Raw genomic sequence first — 16417 nt, forward strand, 5'->3', positions numbered from 1 at the left:
GCGTCGGCGCAGGGGCCGGAGCCGCCGGAGCGGGGGCGGCAGCCGGAGCTTCGGGAGCGGGCGTCGGCGCAGGGGCCGAAACCGCCGGAGCTGGGACGGCAGCCGGAGCTTCGGGGGCTGGCGTTGCCGCCGGGACCGGAGTCACCGGAGCGGGAGCGGCAGCCGGAGCTTCGGGAGCGGGCGTCGGCGCAGGGGCCGGAGCCGCCGGAGCGGGAGCGGAAGCCGGAGCTTCGGGGGCGGGCGTCGGCGCAGGAGTCGGAACGGCAGCCGGAGCTTCCGGCGCAGGCGCGGGCGCAGCCGCCGCCGGGGCGGGCGCTTTCGCCGCCGCCGCTTCGGCGGTCAGGGCGGCGTCCACGCAGTCGGCCAGGGCGGCCAGGGTCTTGGTGGCGCCGATCAGCGGGAAGCTGGCGGTGATCTTGCCCGCCGTCACCGACAGGGCGCGGCCCGCGCGCAGGCCCTGCGTCAGCGTCGCGTTCTGGGTGATGTCGAGGACGGCGCCCTGTCCGGCGACGACCGGCACGGCTTCCGGGCCGCCGCGCCCCTTGTCCACCCCGACCCGGATGGTGGAGGTTCCGCCGAAATTCAACGTCCATTTCGGATGGTTGACAGCCAGGAAAAGGGAGCGGTCGCGGTCCTGCGCCAAGGTCAGAAGACCGCCGCCGGGCGGGGTGAGGGAGGCGGCGCAGCGCGCCAGCTTTCCGTCGCTGTCGAAGGAGCGGACGCCGGTCCAGCCCTTCGCGTCTTCAATGGGAAAGGATTCGACGCGCTGAGCCAGCGCGGTCCCCGAAACGGTCGCCATCATCACGGCGCCCCAGACAACCATCGACTGTCGCATAAGCCATGCCTCCAGAATATCCCCACAACAGGGATAACCAAGCCATGGACGCAAGTCAAAGAAACAGCTTTTGAAATTCTGCTTTTGCAACAGGCTCAGCCTGTTGCTGCGCGTGCGAAAGATTGTCGGTTTCGTGGCGGTCGCTTTTTACTGCGCAGGTCAGGTGTTTTCAGGAACGGAGAGTCGCCTTCGCTTGGATGGACAATGAAACCGTGAGTTGACGGCGACCAAGTGAGAAAGACTCACCCGGCGGTGAGTCTTACGAAGTTGTCGGATGGATCGGTCCCCGGCTTTGCTGGGCCGACGGCGGACGTTCCGCCGCGCCGCCCAGATGAGAGGGGATGAGACGCCATGCCGCCGCTTCTTGACGCCGACCAGACCGCCCGCGTTCACGCCAGTTTTGACGCGCAGGCCTTCATGCGCACCCTCGACGTCCGGATGACCGGGTTGGCGGCGGGGCAATGCGAATTGACCATGCCGATTCAGGCCGCCTTTGGGCAGCAGCATGGCTTTCTGCACGGCGCGGTCGTCACCGCTTTGTCGGATTCCGCCGCCGGTCACGCCGCCCTGTCGCTGATGCCGCCGGGATCGTCGGTTCTGGCCATCGAATACAAACAGAATTTCTTCGCCCCGGCGGTTGGCGATACGCTGATCGCGCGGGCCGAGGTGGTCCGCTCGGGCAAAAGCGTCAGCGTCGTCACCGCCAAGGCCTTTTCCATCGCCAAGGGGGTGGAAAAGCCGGTCGGGCTGTTGGTGGCGACGATGATGACCATGCCCGACGCCGCCTGATTTCGCGCGGCGGCCCCTTCCCCGCCGCGCCGTGACGCCGGAGCCGTGTGATGGCCTACAAGCTGCCGCCCCTGTCCACCCTGCGCGTTTTCGAGGCGGCGGCCCGGCTGCTCAGCTTCAAAGAGGCGGCGGACGAGCTGCTGTTGACCCCCAGCGCGGTCAGCCGCAGCGTTCAGGCGCTGGAGGATTGGTTGGGAACCCCCCTGTTCGTCCGGGGCCTGCGCGCCGTGGCGCTGACCGAGGCCGGGACGGCCTACGCCCCACAGGTGCGCGCGGCGCTCGACGGGCTGGCGCGGGCGACGGCGGCGGTTCCGGGGCGGCGCGCGCATGGCGCCGTGTCGATCAGCGCCGCGCCGACCTTCGGCCTGCGCTGGCTGATGCCCCGGCTGCGGCGCTTCAAGGCGCGGCATCCGGGGATCGCCATCACGCTCGACACCAGCCGCCGCCCGGTCGATTTCCCCCGCGACGGCGTCGATCTGGCCATCCGCATGGGAACCGGCCCGTGGCCGGGGCTGGAGGCGCTGCGTCTGGCGACGGAATCCCTGATTCCGGTCTGCGCCCCGGCGTTGGCGGCCTCGATCAACCGCCCGGAGGATCTGGCCGGGCAACCGCTGCTGCACGTCACCCAGGTCAGCCAGGAATGGGCGCATTGGGCCGCCGCGCGCGGAGTCGCCGGGCTGGACGTGTCGAGCGGCCTGCGGTTCGACACCATCCAATACGCCGCCAACGCCGCGATTGAAGGCTTGGGCGTGGCGATGGGCCGTCACCCGGTGGTGGACGGCGATCTGGACTCCGGCGCGCAGGTCGCCGTGCTGGGACCGGCGGTCCCCTGCTCAACCGCCTACTGGCTGCTGTGCGCCCCGGAGTCGTTGGAGCGCGCCGACGTCCGGGCCTTCCGCGACTGGATCCGCCGCGAACTCGCCGACGATGGGCGGGCGGGGGTGGATTGACAGGGACGGGGCGCGACTCTAGCGTGCAGTTTGGAGTTGTTCCAAACAGCGGGCGCGGGTTTCACCATGATCGCGACGAGATGGGCGGGCGTCGCCGCGTCGGCTTTTGCGTTGCTGGCGCTGTGCGGCCTCCTTTTCGCCAGCCGGATCATGGTGGCGAAGGCGGCGCTTGGCGTCGGCGCGCACCCCTTTCAGCTTGGCGTCGTCGGCAACGCCGGGGCCGGGCTGTGCCTGTTGCCCTGGCTGCTGGCCTCCGGGCAGGCGATTCCGCTCGGGCGGCGGTCGCTGATTTTGTATGGCGTGCTGGGGGTGGTCAGCGTCGCCATTCCGACGGTGCTGTCCCATTTTGTGGTCCAAAAGGTCGGCCCGGCCTACGCCGCCACCGTCTACGCGCTGTCGCCCTTGCTGACGATGAGCTTCGCGGCGGGGCTGGGGGTGGAGCGGATGTTTCCCCGCCGCTTCGCCGGAATCCTGCTCGGCTTTGTCGGGATGGTCACGCTGGTGCAGCAGGAATTGGCTCACCTTGATTTGGGCCAACCCCTGTGGGTGATGATCGGTTTGGCGGTTCCCGCCTGCGCGGCGCTGGGAAACATCATCCGCTCGGCCTGTTGGCCCGCCGGTTCCTCGGCCTTGGCCTTTTCCTGCGGAACCCTGTTCACCTCAAGTCTGGCCGTCGCCGTTCTTGCCCCGGTTTTTGACGCTCCGGGGGAGTGGCGCTTCGCCGATCCGCCGCTTTTGGCGTGGCTGCTGGTTTTGATCGCCGTGTCGGCGCTGTCCTATGTGCTGAATTTCCGCCTGCAACAGATCGGCGGGCCGGTGGTGTTCAGCCAGATCGGCTATTGGGGAACCGGATTCGGCGTGTTGCTGGCCGCCGTCCTGTTCGGCGACGTGCTGACGCCGCTGTCGTTGCTGGGGCTGGGGTTGATCGTGTGGGGCGGTCTGCTGGCCCGCCGACCGGATCGGTGATCTCGGCTCAACCGGCGTTGAAGCTTCGTCGTTTGTCGGCGTGATCCCGCCTTGTCACAGTCGCCTTGGAAGAGATTTTGGGGTGACGCGTGACAAAACACGCGCAGGCGCAGGATTGGCGTGACCTTGCCGCCATGCTGACCGTGGAGGGGTGAGCGATCATCCGTTAAGGCCGTGGAACGTTACCCCCGCCGCCGGGTCGCCAGCGCGATTCCCGTGGCGATCAGGGCGATGCCGACGCCGTGATACAGGTGCGGCTGCTCACCCAGAAACAGCACGGCCAGCAGGCTGCCGAAGACCGGGACCAGATGGATCGCCAGACCGGCGGTGTTGGCCCCGACCAGTTCGACCACCCGGTTGAAGCAGAGATAGGCGACGATGGACGGGAACAGCGCCACATAGCCGACCGCCAGAAATGTGACCGCCGTCGGCTCCACCGCGCGCTGAGTCGCGGTTTCCCACAGATAGAAGGGCAGCAGCTCCACCGCGCCGATGGCGAAGGTGGCGACGACGAAGCTCAGCCCATGCACCGCCGGTTTGCGGCGGAGCAGCGTGGTGTAAGCGGCGTAGATGGCGATGGCGGCCAGCATCCAGACATCGCCGACGTTCAATTGCAGCCCCAGCAAAACCGCCGGATCGCCGTGCGAAATCAGGGTGGTGGCGCCGACCAACGAGACGACGATTCCCAGCCCCTGGGCCGGGCGCACGCGGTCGCCGAACAGCACCAGGCTCATCAGCACGATCAGCACCGGCATCGACGATTGCAGCATCACGCTGTTGAGCGCCGTGGTGGAGTTCAGCGCGATGTATTGAAAGGTGTTGAACAGGCCGATGCCCAGCGTCCCCAACACCAGCACGTCCTTCCACCCCGCCAGCAGCGGCGACAGATCGTGGCGCAGATGCTTCCAGGCGAAGGGCAAGATGATGAGCGTGCCCAAGGTCCAGCGCCAGAAGGCCAGACCGATGGGCGGCACCGCCCCGGCGACGGCGCGGCCCATGACCGCGTTGCCCGCCCAAAACAGGGGCGGCAGCATCATCAACAGCCACGCCTGATCCATCAGGCGGCGGCTCTTGGCTGGGACGACGCGGTCATCGGCCATGGCGTCAACTGCGGCGGCGGGGAGAGGCGAAGGCGGCCGACGCGGCGGCGGCGGCCGACGTCGCCCCCGGCCCGGTGTCGTCGCTGCGGTAAACGCTGGCGCGGCTTTCCCGGCGGGGCGGGCGCGGGGCGTCGTCACGGTCGCGCTCGCGGCCTTCGCGTTCCGGCTTGGGCGGCTGGCGCAGTTCGGCGTCGAGTTCGGCGATGCGCTTGACCAGGGCCTCGCGGATGGCGGGCGCGGCGTGGGCCTTCAGCGTCGCAAGCTGCTCCTTGAGCTGCGCGACCTGCCGCTGCTTCTGCTCGCGGGTGCGCTTGATGGCGACGTTGTCGGAATGCTGGCCCTCGAAGGAGCGCATGGAAAAGCCTCGTTGTAAAAAGAAAGTTGTAAAAAGAAAGCGGTCGATCCGCCCTGGCCTTGATGGCGGCCTTCGGCGTGGAGGCCGGATTATTGGAAGCCAGCGGTGGCAAAGCAAGCCAGAGTTCGGCTTGACATTCAGGAAAGCGGATCCTCACGAAGAAAAAGGGCGCCCCCCTTGCGAGGGGCGCCCCTTTCCAAAGCAAAGCGTCAAACGTCTTGGGCGTCTGATTAGAAGCCCATGTCGTCCATGCCGCCCATGCCGCCCATGCCGCCGCCCGGCATGCCGCCAGCAGCCTTCTTCTCAGGCTTCTCGGCGATCATCGCCTCGGTGGTGATGAGCAGGCCAGCGATCGAGGCCGCGTCCTGGAGGGCGGTGCGAACCACCTTCACCGGATCGATGATGCCAGCGCCGACCAGATCGGTGAACACGCCCTTCTGAGCGTCGTAACCGAAGTTGGTGTCGGTCTGGTCGAGCAGCTTGCCGACGACGATGGAGCCATCGGTGCCCGCGTTGTAGGCGATCTGACGAACCGGGGCCTGGAGGGCGCGACGGATGATGTCGATGCCGACGCGCTGCTCGTCGTTGACCGGGACCAGCTTGTCGAGAGCGCGGGTGGCGTACAGCAGGGCCGTGCCGCCACCGGCGACCACACCCTCTTCAACCGCCGCGCGGGTCGCGTGCATCGCGTCGTCAACGCGATCCTTGCGCTCCTTCACCTCGACCTCGGTGGCGCCGCCGACGCGGATGACGGCGATGCCGCCCGCCAGCTTGGCCAGACGCTCTTGCAGCTTCTCACGGTCGTAGTCCGAGGTGGTCTCCTCGGCCTGCGCGCGGATCTGGCCGCAACGGGCTTCGATGTCGGCCTTTTCGCCGGCGCCGTCGACGATGGTGGTGTTCTCCTTGGAGATCACGACCTTCTTGGCGGTGCCGAGCATGTCGACGGTGACGTTCTCAAGCTTGATGCCGAGGTCTTCGCTGATGACCTGACCGCCGGTGAGGATGGCCATGTCTTCCAGCATCGCCTTGCGACGATCGCCGAAGCCCGGAGCCTTGACGGCGGCGATCTTCAGGCCGCCGCGCAGCTTGTTGACGACCAGCGTGGCCAGAGCCTCGCCTTCGATGTCTTCCGCAACGATCAGCAGCGGACGCGAGGACTGAACGACGGCTTCGAGAACCGGCAGCAGCGGCTGGAGGCCCGACAGCTTCTTCTCGTGCAACAGGATGTACGGGTTTTCGAGGTCCGCGATCATCTTGTCGGCGTTGGTGATGAAGTACGGCGACAGATAGCCGCGATCGAACTGCATGCCCTCGACGACGTCCAGCTCGGTGTCCAGGCCCTTGGCCTCTTCCACCGTGATGACGCCCTCGTTGCCGACGCGCTCCATCGCCTGGGCGATCATCTTGCCGATTTCGGACTCGCCGTTGGCGGAGATGGTGCCGACCTGGGCGATCTCGTCGTTGGTCGTGACCTTCTTGGCGCGCGCCTTGATGTCGGCGACGACGGTCTCGACGGCCAGATCGATGCCGCGCTTCAGATCCATCGGGTTCAGACCGGCGGCGACCTTGGTCACGCCTTCACGAACGATGGCCTGGGCCAGCACGGTCGCGGTGGTGGTGCCGTCGCCGGCCAGATCGTTGGTCTTCGAGGCGACCTCGCGGACCATCTGGGCGCCCATGTTCTCGAACTTGTCGGCCAGTTCGATTTCCTTGGCGACCGTCACGCCGTCCTTGGTGATGCGCGGGGCGCCGAAGGACTTCTCAATCACGACGTTGCGGCCCTTGGGGCCGAGCGTGACCTTGACCGCGTCGGCCAGGATGTCGACGCCACGCAGCAGCTTTTCGCGCGCGGAGGGGCCGAACTTAACTTCTTTGGCAGCCATGTCTCAATTCCTCTGAGTATCGAATGTCGAAACGAAGGTCGGGCGAAGGAAATCAGCCTTCGATGACGCCCATGATGTCGGATTCCTTCATGATGAGGAAATCCTGGCCTTCGATCTTCACTTCGGTGCCCGACCACTTCCCAAACAGGATGCGGTCGCCGGCCTTGACGTCGAGCGCGACGATCTTGCCCGAATCATCACGGGCGCCGGGGCCGACGGCGATGATTTCGCCTTCCTGCGGCTTTTCCTTCGCCGTGTCGGGGATGATGATCCCGCCCTTGGTCTTGGTATCGGACTCCAGACGCTTGACGACGACGCGGTCGTGGAGCGGACGGAACTTCATGGGACGGCCTCCTTGGATAAGGCTTGAACGTGATCTGGAAATCCGGGGCGCGCTTGTTAGCACTCACGCCCGGCGAGTGCCAGACAGCTAATGGATGGCGATTTTGGATTCAAGAGGCTTGCGGATGATTTTTGCGCAGGCGGACCGACGAGGCTCCGACGAGAACATCTTAACCAATTGTCCTAACACGGATATTTTCTTTTTTCCGGCGATCTTCAACGTCCCCTGTTTCGCAAAAGAATCACATTTCCGCCCCCGGAGCCAACACGCCGCGCCGATTTCAGGCCGCCTGTGACCTCCGTCACAGCGCACCATTAGTGATTTTCGTAAAATTTTATTGAAATTGGTTTTGAGGCAACCCTCACGAGGCGCCCCTCATGGGAGACGACGACATGGCCACCTTGGCGAAACAAACGGCGGACCGCCAGGAACGCATCCTGTGGCTGACCGAGGCGCTGCTGGAATTCACCACCATCGCCGGGCTGTTCGCTCTGCTCTTCGCCCTGTTCGTGTTGTGCGGCGCGGTGCAGGAAATGCCCTAAACGGATCATCCGAGAGCCGCGCAATGTTTGACGCGACCGATTCCCAGCGCCACAGTGACGAACATCCGACCTTGTTCGTCAGGAATGCCGCCCGTGACCGCCTTCGCCACCGACCGTTTGCGCGCCTCCTCCTCTGACAACCGGCCCATCGCGTGGTGGCTGCTGCTGTGCGCCGCGATGGTGCTGGCGATGGCCGTCATCGGCGCCATCACCCGTCTGACCGAATCCGGCCTGTCGATGGTGGAATGGAAGCCGTTGATCGGCATCCTGCCGCCGCTGTCCGACGCCGAATGGAACCGCGTGTTCGACCTGTACAAGAGCACGCCGGAATTCCGCATTTTCAACAACCGGATGGATCTGGCCGGGTTCCAGGAAATCTTCTGGTGGGAGTGGTTTCACCGGCTGTGGGGGCAGGTGATCGGCTTTGTTTTCCTCTTTCCCTTCCTGCGCTTCTGGTTTCAGGGGCGAATCGCGGCGGATCTGTGGCCCAAACTGGCCGGGCTGTTCCTGTTGGGCGGTTTGCAGGGCGGAATCGGCTGGTTCATGGTCAAAAGCGGGCTGGTCGATCAACCGAACGTCAGCCATTACCGGCTGGCCCTGCATCTGGGAACCGCGATTCTGATTTACGCCCTGTTGCTGCGCACGGCGCTTGGCCTGCTCGATCCGCTGCCGCTGGCCGGGTGGCGGCCCGAGTCGGCGGGCTTGCGCCGCCACGCCCGCTGGGCCTTGGGGTTGGTCGCCGTCACCATCGTCTGGGGGGCCTTCGTCGCCGGGTCGCGGGCGGGATACGCCTACAACACCTTCCCCCTGATGGAGGGCTATGTCATCCCGCCGGAAATCGGCACGCTGACGCCCTGGTGGCATAACCCGTTCGAGAACACGGCGGCCATCCAACTGATTCACCGCGCCTTGGCGCTGTTGACCGGGCTGACGGTGGTGGCGCTGGCGATTCGCACGGCGACCGCGCGCCTGCCCGGACGCGCGACCCAGGCCGCGCGGGCGGCGGGCGCGGTGGTGCTGGTTCAGATCGGGTTGGGCGTCGCCACCCTGTTGACCGTGGTGTGGATCCCGATCGCCGCCGCCCATCAGGCCGGAGCGATTTTGGTCGTCTCCGCCCTGGTCTGGCTGCTGCACGAGTTGCGCCCGGTGCGTCGCTGACTCCCGATCAAACCAACCGGCGTCAAACCGACCGGGTGATGCCGCCGTCAACGCGGATGTTCTGCCCGGTGATGTAGCCGCCGCCGGGCGAGGCGAGGAAGGCGATGGTCGCCGCCACTTCCTCGCTTTTGCCATAGCGCCGCATCGGGATGCGCTGCCGCCGCTCTTCGGTTTCCGGCAGACTGTCGATGAAGCCGGGCAGGACGTTGTTCATCCGCACATTGTCGGCGGCGTATTTGTCGGAAAACAGCTTGGCGTAGGACGCCAGCCCGGCCCGGAACACCGCCGAGGTCGGAAACAGCGGGTCCGGCTCGAACGCGGCGAAGCTGGAAATATTGATGATCGCCCCGCCCTTCTGCCCGACCATGATCGGCGCGACCAGACGGGTCGGGCGAATCACGTTCATCAGATAAACATCCAGGCCCATGTGCCAATCCTCGTCCGTCAGGTCGAGAACCGGCCCGCGCGGGCCATGCCCGGCGCTGTTCACCAACACGTCGATTCGGCCCCAGCGCCCCATCGCGACGTCCACCAGACGCGCCAGATCGTCGTTGGAGCGGTTGGAGCCGGTGACGCCGACGCCGCCAAGCTCCTGCGCCAACGCCTCGCCCTTGCCCGACGAGGACAGGATGGCGACGCGGAAGCCGTCCGCCGCCAGCCGCCGCGCCGCGTCCGCCCCCATGCCGCTGCCGCCTGCGGTGATGAGCGCCACTTTTTCCATCGACATGGTGAAGCCTTTCCTGAATGGGACGCGCGGGAAAAAGCGCCGTCCGCTCGCGTTTCATGCTTAAGATTAGGCGCGGATCAATCCACCGCTCAAACCAGTTTTCCGGCTTTCATACGATAGAAAATCTGTTGGATGAGCGACCCGCAAGCCCCGTTGCCGCCGCTGAACGCCCTGCGCGCCTTCGACATGGCGGCGCGCCATTTGAACTTCCGCCTCGCCGCCGAGGCGCTGGGGGTGACGCAAAGCGCCGTCGCCCAGCAGGTGCGTCATCTGGAGGCCATTCTTGGCCTGCAACTCTTTGAACGGCGGTCCCGCTCGCTGGCGCTGACCGGCGCCGGGTTGGCCTACGCCGCGCAGATTCGCCGCGCCTTCGAGCAGATCGCCGAGGCGACGGCGACCCTGCGCCCAACGCCGCTTCGGCTGACCATCAGCGTGACGCCGACCTTCGCCTCAAAATGGCTGATTCCCCGCCTGCACCAACTGACCGCCGCGCATCCCGATCTGGATTTGCGGGTGTTGGCCGCCGAATCCCTGTCGAATTTCCAGACCGACGGGGTGGACGTCGCCGTTCGCCAGGGCAAGCCGCCCTTCGGGCCGGGGTTGACGGCGGATCTCCTGTTCGAGCAGGAGGTCGTCGCGGTGTGCAGCCCGTCCCTGCTGGCCGACGCGGCCCAGCCCTTGCCGCCGCAAGCGCTGGATCGCTTCGTCCTGCTGCACGACGCCCACAATCTGTGGCCCGACTTCATCGCCGCCACCATGGCCGGACTTTCGCCCCAGCCCCAGCGGGGGATTCGCTTCAGCCACACCGCCTTGGCGATGGACGCGGCGCTGGCGGGCCAAGGGGTCGCGCTGGTCAGCCGTTTCCTGGTGGAACGGGATCTCGCCGATGGGCGGCTGGTCCGTCCGTTCGACGGCGTGCTGACAGGGCCGTTGAGCTTCTACGTGGTCGCGCCGCGCAAACCCCGTCATCCAGGGCCGACTCAGCGCATTCGTGATTGGCTGCTCGCGGCTGGAAAAAACGCCCCGGCGTGAGCGGGCGCCGCCGGATCGACGCCCTCAGCCGCCCTCGGCCAGATCATACATGGCGTCGAGATCGGCGATCAGGACCTTGTTGCCTTCCTGAAGCGAGATGACGCCGACCGTCTTCAATTGGGTGAAGGTGCGGCTGACGGTTTCCGTCGTCAGGCCAAGATAATCGGCGATGTCGGCCCGGCTCATCGGCACGAAGACCGGGTTTTCCTTGTGGCCGCGCCGCGCCGCGCGTTGCGACAGCATCAGCAGGAAGGAGCAGATCTTCTCCTTGGCCGTCTTGCGGCCCAGCAGCAGCATCTGGTCCTGCGCCGCCGCCAACTCGTTCGACGCCATCGAGAACAGGCGGCGCTGCATCTTGGGGAACTCGTCCATCAGGACGTCGATTTTCTTGCGCGGAAAGCGGCAGAGCGACGCGCTGGTGACGGATTCGGCGGTGTAAGCGTAGCTTTCGTTGACCGACAGGCCAAGGAAATCGCCTGTCACCAGAAAGCCGGTGATCTGGCGCCGCCCATCGGGCAGCAGCTTGTACAGCTTCACCGTCCCGGAGGTGACGTTGTACAGCGCGTCGGCGGTGTCGCCCTCGCTGAACAAGGTGTGCCCGGCGTCAACCCGCATGGTTTGGAGGATCTCGGCGAGACGGCGCACCTCTTCGGGGTCCAAGGCGGCGCAGACCGTCAGGCTGCGCACGGGACAGGCCCCGCAGGGATTCATTTCCGTCGAAGCGCTCTTGTCACGAGCGCGACCCATATCGAAAGGTGGCATGGATGGACCCAGCCTCTACCGTGCGAAGGTCCATATTGGTGGCAATCGTTGGGAAGCGCAACCATGCTCGCGCCCCCCCCTTCCTATGTCCATGCCCCTGCCGGGGCTATTGACGTTCGGGCGCCGGTTTGCTGGGGGGCAGCGGCGCGTCGTCGTCGAACAGGATGCGGTTGGCCGCCCCGTCCAGATCCTCAAACTGACCGGACTTCAGCGCCCACAGAAACGCCGCCAGCCCCAACCCGCCCAGACTCAGCGCGATCGCGATCAGATAGAGAAGCTCGTCCATTGCCCAAATCCTTGACCACAGAGCCACGGGCCAGCCGCAGCGCGTTGAGAATGACGATCAGCGACGACGACGACATCGCCAGCGCCGCCAACAGCGGCGTCAGCAACCCGGCCATCGCCAGCGGCACCGCGCAGAGATTGTAGAGCAGCGCGATGGCGAAATTCTGCTTCACCAGACGGCCCGACCGCCGGGCGACCTCCACCGATTCGACGATGGGGCGCAGCATCCGCCCCTGAAACACCACGTCCGCCGCCGTCTGGCTGACGTCCACCGCCGTCGAGGGCGACATCGACACCGACGCCGCCGCCAGGGCGGGCGCGTCGTTCAGCCCGTCGCCGACCATCAGCACCCGGCGCCCCTGCCCGGCCAGTTCGGCCAGCGCGGCGGTCTTGTCGGCGGGAGTCTGTTCGGCCCGCCAATCGGCGATGCCCAGCCGCTCGGCCACCGCCGCCACCGCGCCGCGCCGGTCGCCCGACAGCAGCCGGACGTCCAGCCCGCGCGCCTTCAGCGCCGCGACCACCGCCGCCGCGTCCGGGCGCGGCGCGTCGAGGAAAAGGATTCGCTGCGGAGCCACGCCGGGCCGGGTCAGCCACAATTCCGGCCCGCCCGCGTCCAGCGCGTCGTCCGGCGCGCCGGTGAAACGGCGGCTGCCCAAACGGATCACCCCGTCCGCGCCATCCCACTCCAACCCCGCGCCGGGAATCTCGCGCACGCCCGCCGCCACCGGCACGCCGGGCAGCGCCGAGGCCAAGGCGCGCGCCAGCGGATGGCGGCTGGCCCCGGCCAGCGACACGGCCAGCCGCAGATCCTCGGGATCGACCCCGTCCAACTGCGGCGTCGGACGGCCTTCGGTCAGGGTGCCGGTTTTGTCGAACACCACGGTGTCGATGACGGCCAGACGCTCCAGCGCCGTGGCGTTCTTCAACAGGGTGCCTTGCCGCATCAAGCGCCCGCTGGCGATCACCTGCACCACCGGCACCGCCAACGCCAGCGCGCAGGGGCAGGTGATGATGAGCACGGCGACCGCGTTCATCAAGGCGACCTGCCACGGCGCGCCGCCGATCACGGTCCAGGCGGCGAAGGTGCTGAGCGCGGCGACGTGAACCACCGGCGCGTACAGCCGCGACACCCGGTCGGCCACCGCCACATATTTGGCGCGGCCCTGTTCGGCCACCTCCATCAAGCGGACGATCTCGGCCAGCAGGGTTCCTTCGCCGACCGCCGTCACCGTCAGCCGCAAGGGCGCGGTCAAATTCAGCATCCCGGCGAAGACCTGATCGCCGGGCCGGACGCTTCCCGGCACCGTTTCCCCGGTGATGAGCGCGGTGTCGAGGTCGGACACGCCGTCCAGCACCCGGCCATCGACCGGAACGCGCTCGCCGGTCGCGACCAGAATCACCGTGCCGGGGTTGACCTGTTCGGGCGTCACCACCGCGCTGGTTCCGTCCTCGCGCAGGATCGTCACCGCGTTGGCGCGCAAGCCCAAAAGCTGCTCCGCCGCCGACCGCGCCCGCCCACGCGCCCGCTGGTCGAGGTAGCGCCCGATCAACAGGAAGAACAGCAGCATCACCGCGCCGTCGAAATAGGCGTGCAGGCCGCTGTTCATCGTCTCAAACAGGCTCATCCCGGTGGCGAGCAGCACGCCGATGGTGACGGGCACGTCCATGTTGGTCCGCCCGCGCCGCAAGGCGGCAAAGGCCGACCGCGCGAAAGGACGCAAGGCGTAGGCGATGGCGGGCATGCAAATCAGCGCGGAAATCCAGTGCATCAGGTCGCGCGTCGCCGTGCCCATGCCCTGGCTGTATCCGGCCCAGACCGACACCGACAGCAGCATGACGTTGCCCATGGCGAATCCGGCCACCGCCATGGCGCGCAGCAATTCCTTTTCGGTCTTCGCCTGGGCGCCGCCCAACCGATCCGGGTCGAACGGAACGGCGCGGTAGCCCAACTGAGTCACCGTGCCGACCACGGCGTTGGCGTTGGTCTCCGCCGGGTTCCAGCGCAGGGTCAGCCGCCGCGTCGTCATGTTCAGCCGCGCCTGAACGACGCCCGGCTGCCGCCCCAGCGCGGTTTCGATCAGCCAGACGCAGGCGGCGCATTGCAGCCCGTCCACCATCAGATGCAGGCTGTGCGCGCCATCGGCCTCAAGCCGCGCGTGCGGGGAATAATCAATGGCGGGGGCGTCGTCGTCGGGGCGCAACGGGCGCGCCGACGGATCGACGCTGCGCCGGTCGTAGTAACGCCCCAACCCAAGCCCACGCACAAGGTCATAGGCGGCGGCGCAGCCGGAGCAGCAGAATGGTCCGGCCCCATCCGCCGCGAGAGCCGCCGACGCGGCCCCCTCGCCTTGCTCCTGCCCGCAATGAAGGCAGACGGTCATGTCAGATCACCCAAGAAACGCCGCCGCCCGGACGCCCATGCGAACGCCCATGCGGCGGCAAGGCCGCTTCACTGCACCCAAACGCGCTTTTGATTCTGATAATCGCCGCTGGAATGCTGAATCTCCACCCGCATGTCCCACTGGCCTTCCAGAGCCAGCGTCACTGGGGCGGCGTAGCGGCCCTCGCCCAGGTAAGGAAGCTCCATCGTCACGTCATGGCCGACGCTGGTCGGGCGGATCAGCTTGATCGTGACCGTGGCCCCCTCCAGCAGCGCCCCGTTCTTGTCGCGCAGGGTCAACGAGGCGAGGCCCTTCAGCGGTTCGGTGCTGGTGAAATCGGCGTTGACCTGCCAGCCGCGTTCGGCCTGGGCGCGGGCGCCCGCCAGATCCTGGTTGTATTTGATGCCCTTGAGGAAATGCTCCTCGGTCTGCAACCCGGTCCAACTGGAGAAGGCGAAGTGAATCATCACCCCGTTCACCGCAGCCACCACCAGGAAAAGCCCCACGAAGATCCAGGGGATGTACCAGCCCTTCTGACGGGGGGCGCGGATCGGACGGAGTCCGGTGGACGAGGTCATGGTCATGCTCGGCAGGCCTTCGGTTGCGGGACCGTATCACGAAATCAGCGGCGAATCAGTTACGAGACCAACTCAGTTCCCCGGCCCCATGAAGACCGTCTGGTAAGAGGCGGTTTCCCCATTGGCCGAGGTCAGGGTGAGGTTTAGCGGCTGCGACGCCTCGCGCAAAGAGCCGCGCGGAACGGTCACAAAAATGCGATAGGTGGCGACCATGTCGGGCGCGGCGGTCAAACGCTGGTGCATGGTTTGCTCGCCCTGCCCGTCCCCGGCGACCGCGATGGTCGCCCCGGCCAGCCCCTCGACCGACAGCACATAATCGCGCGGATCGCGGGTCATGTTGGAGATCTTGAAGGTGTAGGCGTTGCGCACCGTGCCGTCGGCCAGCGCCACGAACAGCGGCGCGCGGTCGCGCAGAACGCTGACGTCCAGACCCGGGCGCAGGGCCAGACCGGCGACGATGGCCCCGCCGATCACCAGCATGCTCAACGAATAGATGATGACGCGCGGGCGCAGCCATTTCGACGCGACCGGCTTGCCGCCCGACGACAGGGCGATCTGGTTGGTCTGGGTGTCGAACGTCACCAGCCCGGTCGGGCGGCCGATCTTCACCATGATCTCGTCGCAGGCGTCCACGCACAGACCGCAGCCGATGCATTGCATCTGCAACCCGTCGCGAATGTCGATGCCCGCCGGGCAGACCTGCACGCAATTGAAGCAGTCGATGCAGTCGCCCAGGCCCGCGTCCGCCCGTTCCTCCCAGCTCTGCGACTTGCGCAGCGGCGCCCGGCCTTCGCCGCGCCATTCCTGATAGGTGACGACCAGACTCTCCTCGTCGATCATCGCCGACTGAAAACGCGGCCACGGGCACATGTAGGTGCAGACCTGCTCGCGGGCGAAACCGGCGAGCAGATAGGTGGTGCCGGTGAACAGGCCGATGAAGCCGACGGCGGTCGAAGACGCCTCGAACCGGACCAACTCGCCCAACAGGGTCGGCGCGTCGGTGAAGTAGAAAATCCAGGCGCCGCCGGTGGCCAGCCCGATCAGCAGCCAGATGGCGTTGGTCGCCGCCTTGCGCCACAGCTTGTCAAAGGTCCATGGACCGTGGTCGCGGCGGATGCGCGTTCCACGCTCCCCCTCCACCAGATGCTCGACCCAGACAAACAGGTCGGTCCAAACGGTTTGCGGGCAGGCGTAGCCGCACCAGACGCGTCCGGCCAGCGAGGTGGCCAGAAACAGCCCCAGCGCCGCCAGAATCAGCGCGCCGGTCAGGTAATAGATTTGCTGCGGCCACAGCTCGATGAAGAACAGGTAGAAACGCCGGTGCTCGATGTCGAGCAACACCGCCTGGCTGGGCGCGTTCGGCCCGCGATCCCAGCGAATCCAAGGCAGGATGTAATAGATCGCCAGCATGGCGCTCAGCGCCGCCCATTTGATTTGGCGAAAGCGGCCACGGACGGATTTCGGGTAGACCTTCGCGTGCTTCTGAAACAGCGATTGCGCCGTGCGCTTCTCAGTCTTGGCCGCGTTCTGGACCTTGGGCGTTTCCGTAGCCGTGCTCATTCCCTCGCCTTCCCGTTTGGGCGTTGCGGTGGCCGATGTCGGCGCCGCATCCGCAACAACAATGGGTGGGGCGCGCGTGGACCACTATGGCGGCGGAATGCCGCAGCGGCATTGCGATGGATCAAACAGGGCGGAGCGTCCGCGCGTTCCCGCCCCCGGCCCCATCGACTC

General features: G+C 66.8%; 17 protein-coding genes. 6 read left to right on the top strand and 11 right to left on the bottom strand.

The genetic code is table 11. The features are described 5' to 3' along the window. Window positions 1-835, bottom strand: an 835-nt coding sequence (locus ACODS4_RS27570) for a hypothetical protein (protein WP_488868993.1), incomplete at its 3' end; no start/stop codon positions are given. A gap of 351 nt (window positions 836-1186) precedes the next feature. On the opposite strand from ACODS4_RS27570, the gene ACODS4_RS27575 reads away from it, so the two are divergent. The 3 genes from ACODS4_RS27575 to ACODS4_RS27585 all read left to right on the top strand — a co-directional run bounded on the left by ACODS4_RS27575 (window position 1187) and on the right by ACODS4_RS27585 (window position 3540). Continuing rightward, complete coding sequence (locus tag ACODS4_RS27575) at window positions 1187-1624, top strand: PaaI family thioesterase (protein WP_488868995.1); 438 nt, start codon at window positions 1187-1189, stop codon at window positions 1622-1624. Window positions 1625-1674: 50 nt separating this feature from the next. Then, window positions 1675-2574, top strand: a complete 900-nt coding sequence (gene gcvA, locus ACODS4_RS27580; protein WP_488868997.1) for a transcriptional regulator GcvA — start codon at window positions 1675-1677, stop codon at window positions 2572-2574. Between the two features lie 66 nt (window positions 2575-2640). After that, complete coding sequence (locus tag ACODS4_RS27585; protein WP_488868999.1) at window positions 2641-3540, top strand: DMT family transporter; 900 nt, start codon at window positions 2641-2643, stop codon at window positions 3538-3540. Between the two features lie 182 nt (window positions 3541-3722). Here ACODS4_RS27585 and ACODS4_RS27590 read toward each other — a convergent pair whose 3' ends face one another. From ACODS4_RS27590 to groES, 4 genes are all read right to left on the bottom strand, one after another. After that, entirely contained in the window at window positions 3723-4640 is a 918-nt protein-coding gene (locus tag ACODS4_RS27590) for a DMT family transporter (protein ID WP_488869001.1), read from the bottom strand. Window positions 4641-4644: 4 nt separating this feature from the next. Continuing rightward, window positions 4645-4995 (bottom strand): hypothetical protein, encoded by a 351-nt coding sequence (locus ACODS4_RS27595; protein WP_298368446.1) that lies wholly within the window; start codon window positions 4993-4995, stop codon window positions 4645-4647. A 230-nt stretch (window positions 4996-5225) separates the two neighbouring features. Next, entirely contained in the window at window positions 5226-6878 is a 1653-nt protein-coding gene (gene groL, locus ACODS4_RS27600; protein WP_488869004.1) for a chaperonin GroEL, read from the bottom strand. A gap of 52 nt (window positions 6879-6930) precedes the next feature. Further along, on the bottom strand, window positions 6931-7221 hold the full coding sequence (groES, locus tag ACODS4_RS27605) for a co-chaperone GroES (protein ID WP_488869006.1): 291 nt from the start codon (window positions 7219-7221) through the stop codon (window positions 6931-6933). A 377-nt stretch (window positions 7222-7598) separates the two neighbouring features. Here groES and ACODS4_RS27610 point away from each other — a divergent pair, with 377 nt between their 5' ends. Further along, window positions 7599-7763, top strand: coding sequence for a hypothetical protein (locus tag ACODS4_RS27610; RefSeq protein ID WP_488869008.1), 165 nt, complete (start codon window positions 7599-7601; stop codon window positions 7761-7763). Between the two features lie 93 nt (window positions 7764-7856). Beyond that, window positions 7857-8921: a COX15/CtaA family protein gene (locus ACODS4_RS27615; RefSeq protein WP_488869010.1), complete on the top strand. Its 1065-nt coding sequence runs from the start codon at window positions 7857-7859 to the stop codon at window positions 8919-8921. Window positions 8922-8943: 22 nt separating this feature from the next. Here the strand turns inward: ACODS4_RS27615 and ACODS4_RS27620 are convergent, their stop codons facing one another. Beyond that, on the bottom strand, window positions 8944-9648 hold the full coding sequence (locus ACODS4_RS27620; protein ID WP_488869012.1) for an SDR family oxidoreductase: 705 nt from the start codon (window positions 9646-9648) through the stop codon (window positions 8944-8946). A gap of 132 nt (window positions 9649-9780) precedes the next feature. Here ACODS4_RS27620 and gcvA (ACODS4_RS27625) point away from each other — a divergent pair, with 132 nt between their 5' ends. After that, entirely contained in the window at window positions 9781-10680 is a 900-nt protein-coding gene (gene gcvA, locus ACODS4_RS27625; RefSeq protein WP_488869014.1) for a transcriptional regulator GcvA, read from the top strand. Window positions 10681-10704: 24 nt separating this feature from the next. Here the strand turns inward: gcvA (ACODS4_RS27625) and ACODS4_RS27630 are convergent, their stop codons facing one another. From ACODS4_RS27630 to ccoG, 5 genes are all read right to left on the bottom strand, one after another. Beyond that, window positions 10705-11367, bottom strand: coding sequence for a Crp/Fnr family transcriptional regulator (locus tag ACODS4_RS27630; RefSeq protein WP_488869016.1), 663 nt, complete (start codon window positions 11365-11367; stop codon window positions 10705-10707). A gap of 181 nt (window positions 11368-11548) precedes the next feature. Then, entirely contained in the window at window positions 11549-11680 is a 132-nt protein-coding gene (gene ccoS / locus ACODS4_RS27635) for a cbb3-type cytochrome oxidase assembly protein CcoS (RefSeq protein ID WP_488869024.1), read from the bottom strand. Next, window positions 11634-14108 (bottom strand): heavy metal translocating P-type ATPase metal-binding domain-containing protein, encoded by a 2475-nt coding sequence (locus ACODS4_RS27640; RefSeq protein WP_488869018.1) that lies wholly within the window; start codon window positions 14106-14108, stop codon window positions 11634-11636. The genes ccoS and ACODS4_RS27640 overlap by 47 nt, the downstream gene beginning before the upstream one ends. 68 nt (window positions 14109-14176) lie before the next feature. Beyond that, window positions 14177-14692, bottom strand: coding sequence for a FixH family protein (locus tag ACODS4_RS27645; protein ID WP_488869020.1), 516 nt, complete (start codon window positions 14690-14692; stop codon window positions 14177-14179). A gap of 66 nt (window positions 14693-14758) precedes the next feature. Next, window positions 14759-16246, bottom strand: a complete 1488-nt coding sequence (gene ccoG / locus ACODS4_RS27650; protein ID WP_488869022.1) for a cytochrome c oxidase accessory protein CcoG — start codon at window positions 16244-16246, stop codon at window positions 14759-14761. Window positions 16247-16417: the final 171 nt, after the last annotated feature.

The organism is Azospirillum sp. FG154 (assembly GCF_057809575.1).

What these genes read in the sequence shown, in the direction of transcription:
- gcvA (WP_488869014.1), top strand. Translation starts at nt 9,781, where the DNA reads ATGAGCGACCCGCAAGCCCCGTTGCCGCCGCTGAACGCCCTGCGCGCC.
- ACODS4_RS27575 (WP_488868995.1), top strand. Translation starts at nt 1,187, where the DNA reads ATGCCGCCGCTTCTTGACGCCGACCAGACCGCCCGCGTTCACGCCAGT.
- ACODS4_RS27590 (WP_488869001.1), bottom strand. Translation starts at nt 4,640, where the DNA reads ATGGCCGATGACCGCGTCGTCCCAGCCAAGAGCCGCCGCCTGATGGAT.
- ACODS4_RS27645 (WP_488869020.1), bottom strand. Translation starts at nt 14,692, where the DNA reads ATGACCATGACCTCGTCCACCGGACTCCGTCCGATCCGCGCCCCCCGT.
- groES (WP_488869006.1), bottom strand. Translation starts at nt 7,221, where the DNA reads ATGAAGTTCCGTCCGCTCCACGACCGCGTCGTCGTCAAGCGTCTGGAG.
- ACODS4_RS27595 (WP_298368446.1), bottom strand. Translation starts at nt 4,995, where the DNA reads ATGCGCTCCTTCGAGGGCCAGCATTCCGACAACGTCGCCATCAAGCGC.
- ccoG (WP_488869022.1), bottom strand. Translation starts at nt 16,246, where the DNA reads ATGAGCACGGCTACGGAAACGCCCAAGGTCCAGAACGCGGCCAAGACT.
- gcvA (WP_488868997.1), top strand. Translation starts at nt 1,675, where the DNA reads ATGGCCTACAAGCTGCCGCCCCTGTCCACCCTGCGCGTTTTCGAGGCG.
- ACODS4_RS27640 (WP_488869018.1), bottom strand. Translation starts at nt 14,108, where the DNA reads ATGACCGTCTGCCTTCATTGCGGGCAGGAGCAAGGCGAGGGGGCCGCG.
- groL (WP_488869004.1), bottom strand. Translation starts at nt 6,878, where the DNA reads ATGGCTGCCAAAGAAGTTAAGTTCGGCCCCTCCGCGCGCGAAAAGCTG.
- ACODS4_RS27585 (WP_488868999.1), top strand. Translation starts at nt 2,641, where the DNA reads ATGATCGCGACGAGATGGGCGGGCGTCGCCGCGTCGGCTTTTGCGTTG.
- ACODS4_RS27610 (WP_488869008.1), top strand. Translation starts at nt 7,599, where the DNA reads ATGGGAGACGACGACATGGCCACCTTGGCGAAACAAACGGCGGACCGC.
- ACODS4_RS27620 (WP_488869012.1), bottom strand. Translation starts at nt 9,648, where the DNA reads ATGTCGATGGAAAAAGTGGCGCTCATCACCGCAGGCGGCAGCGGCATG.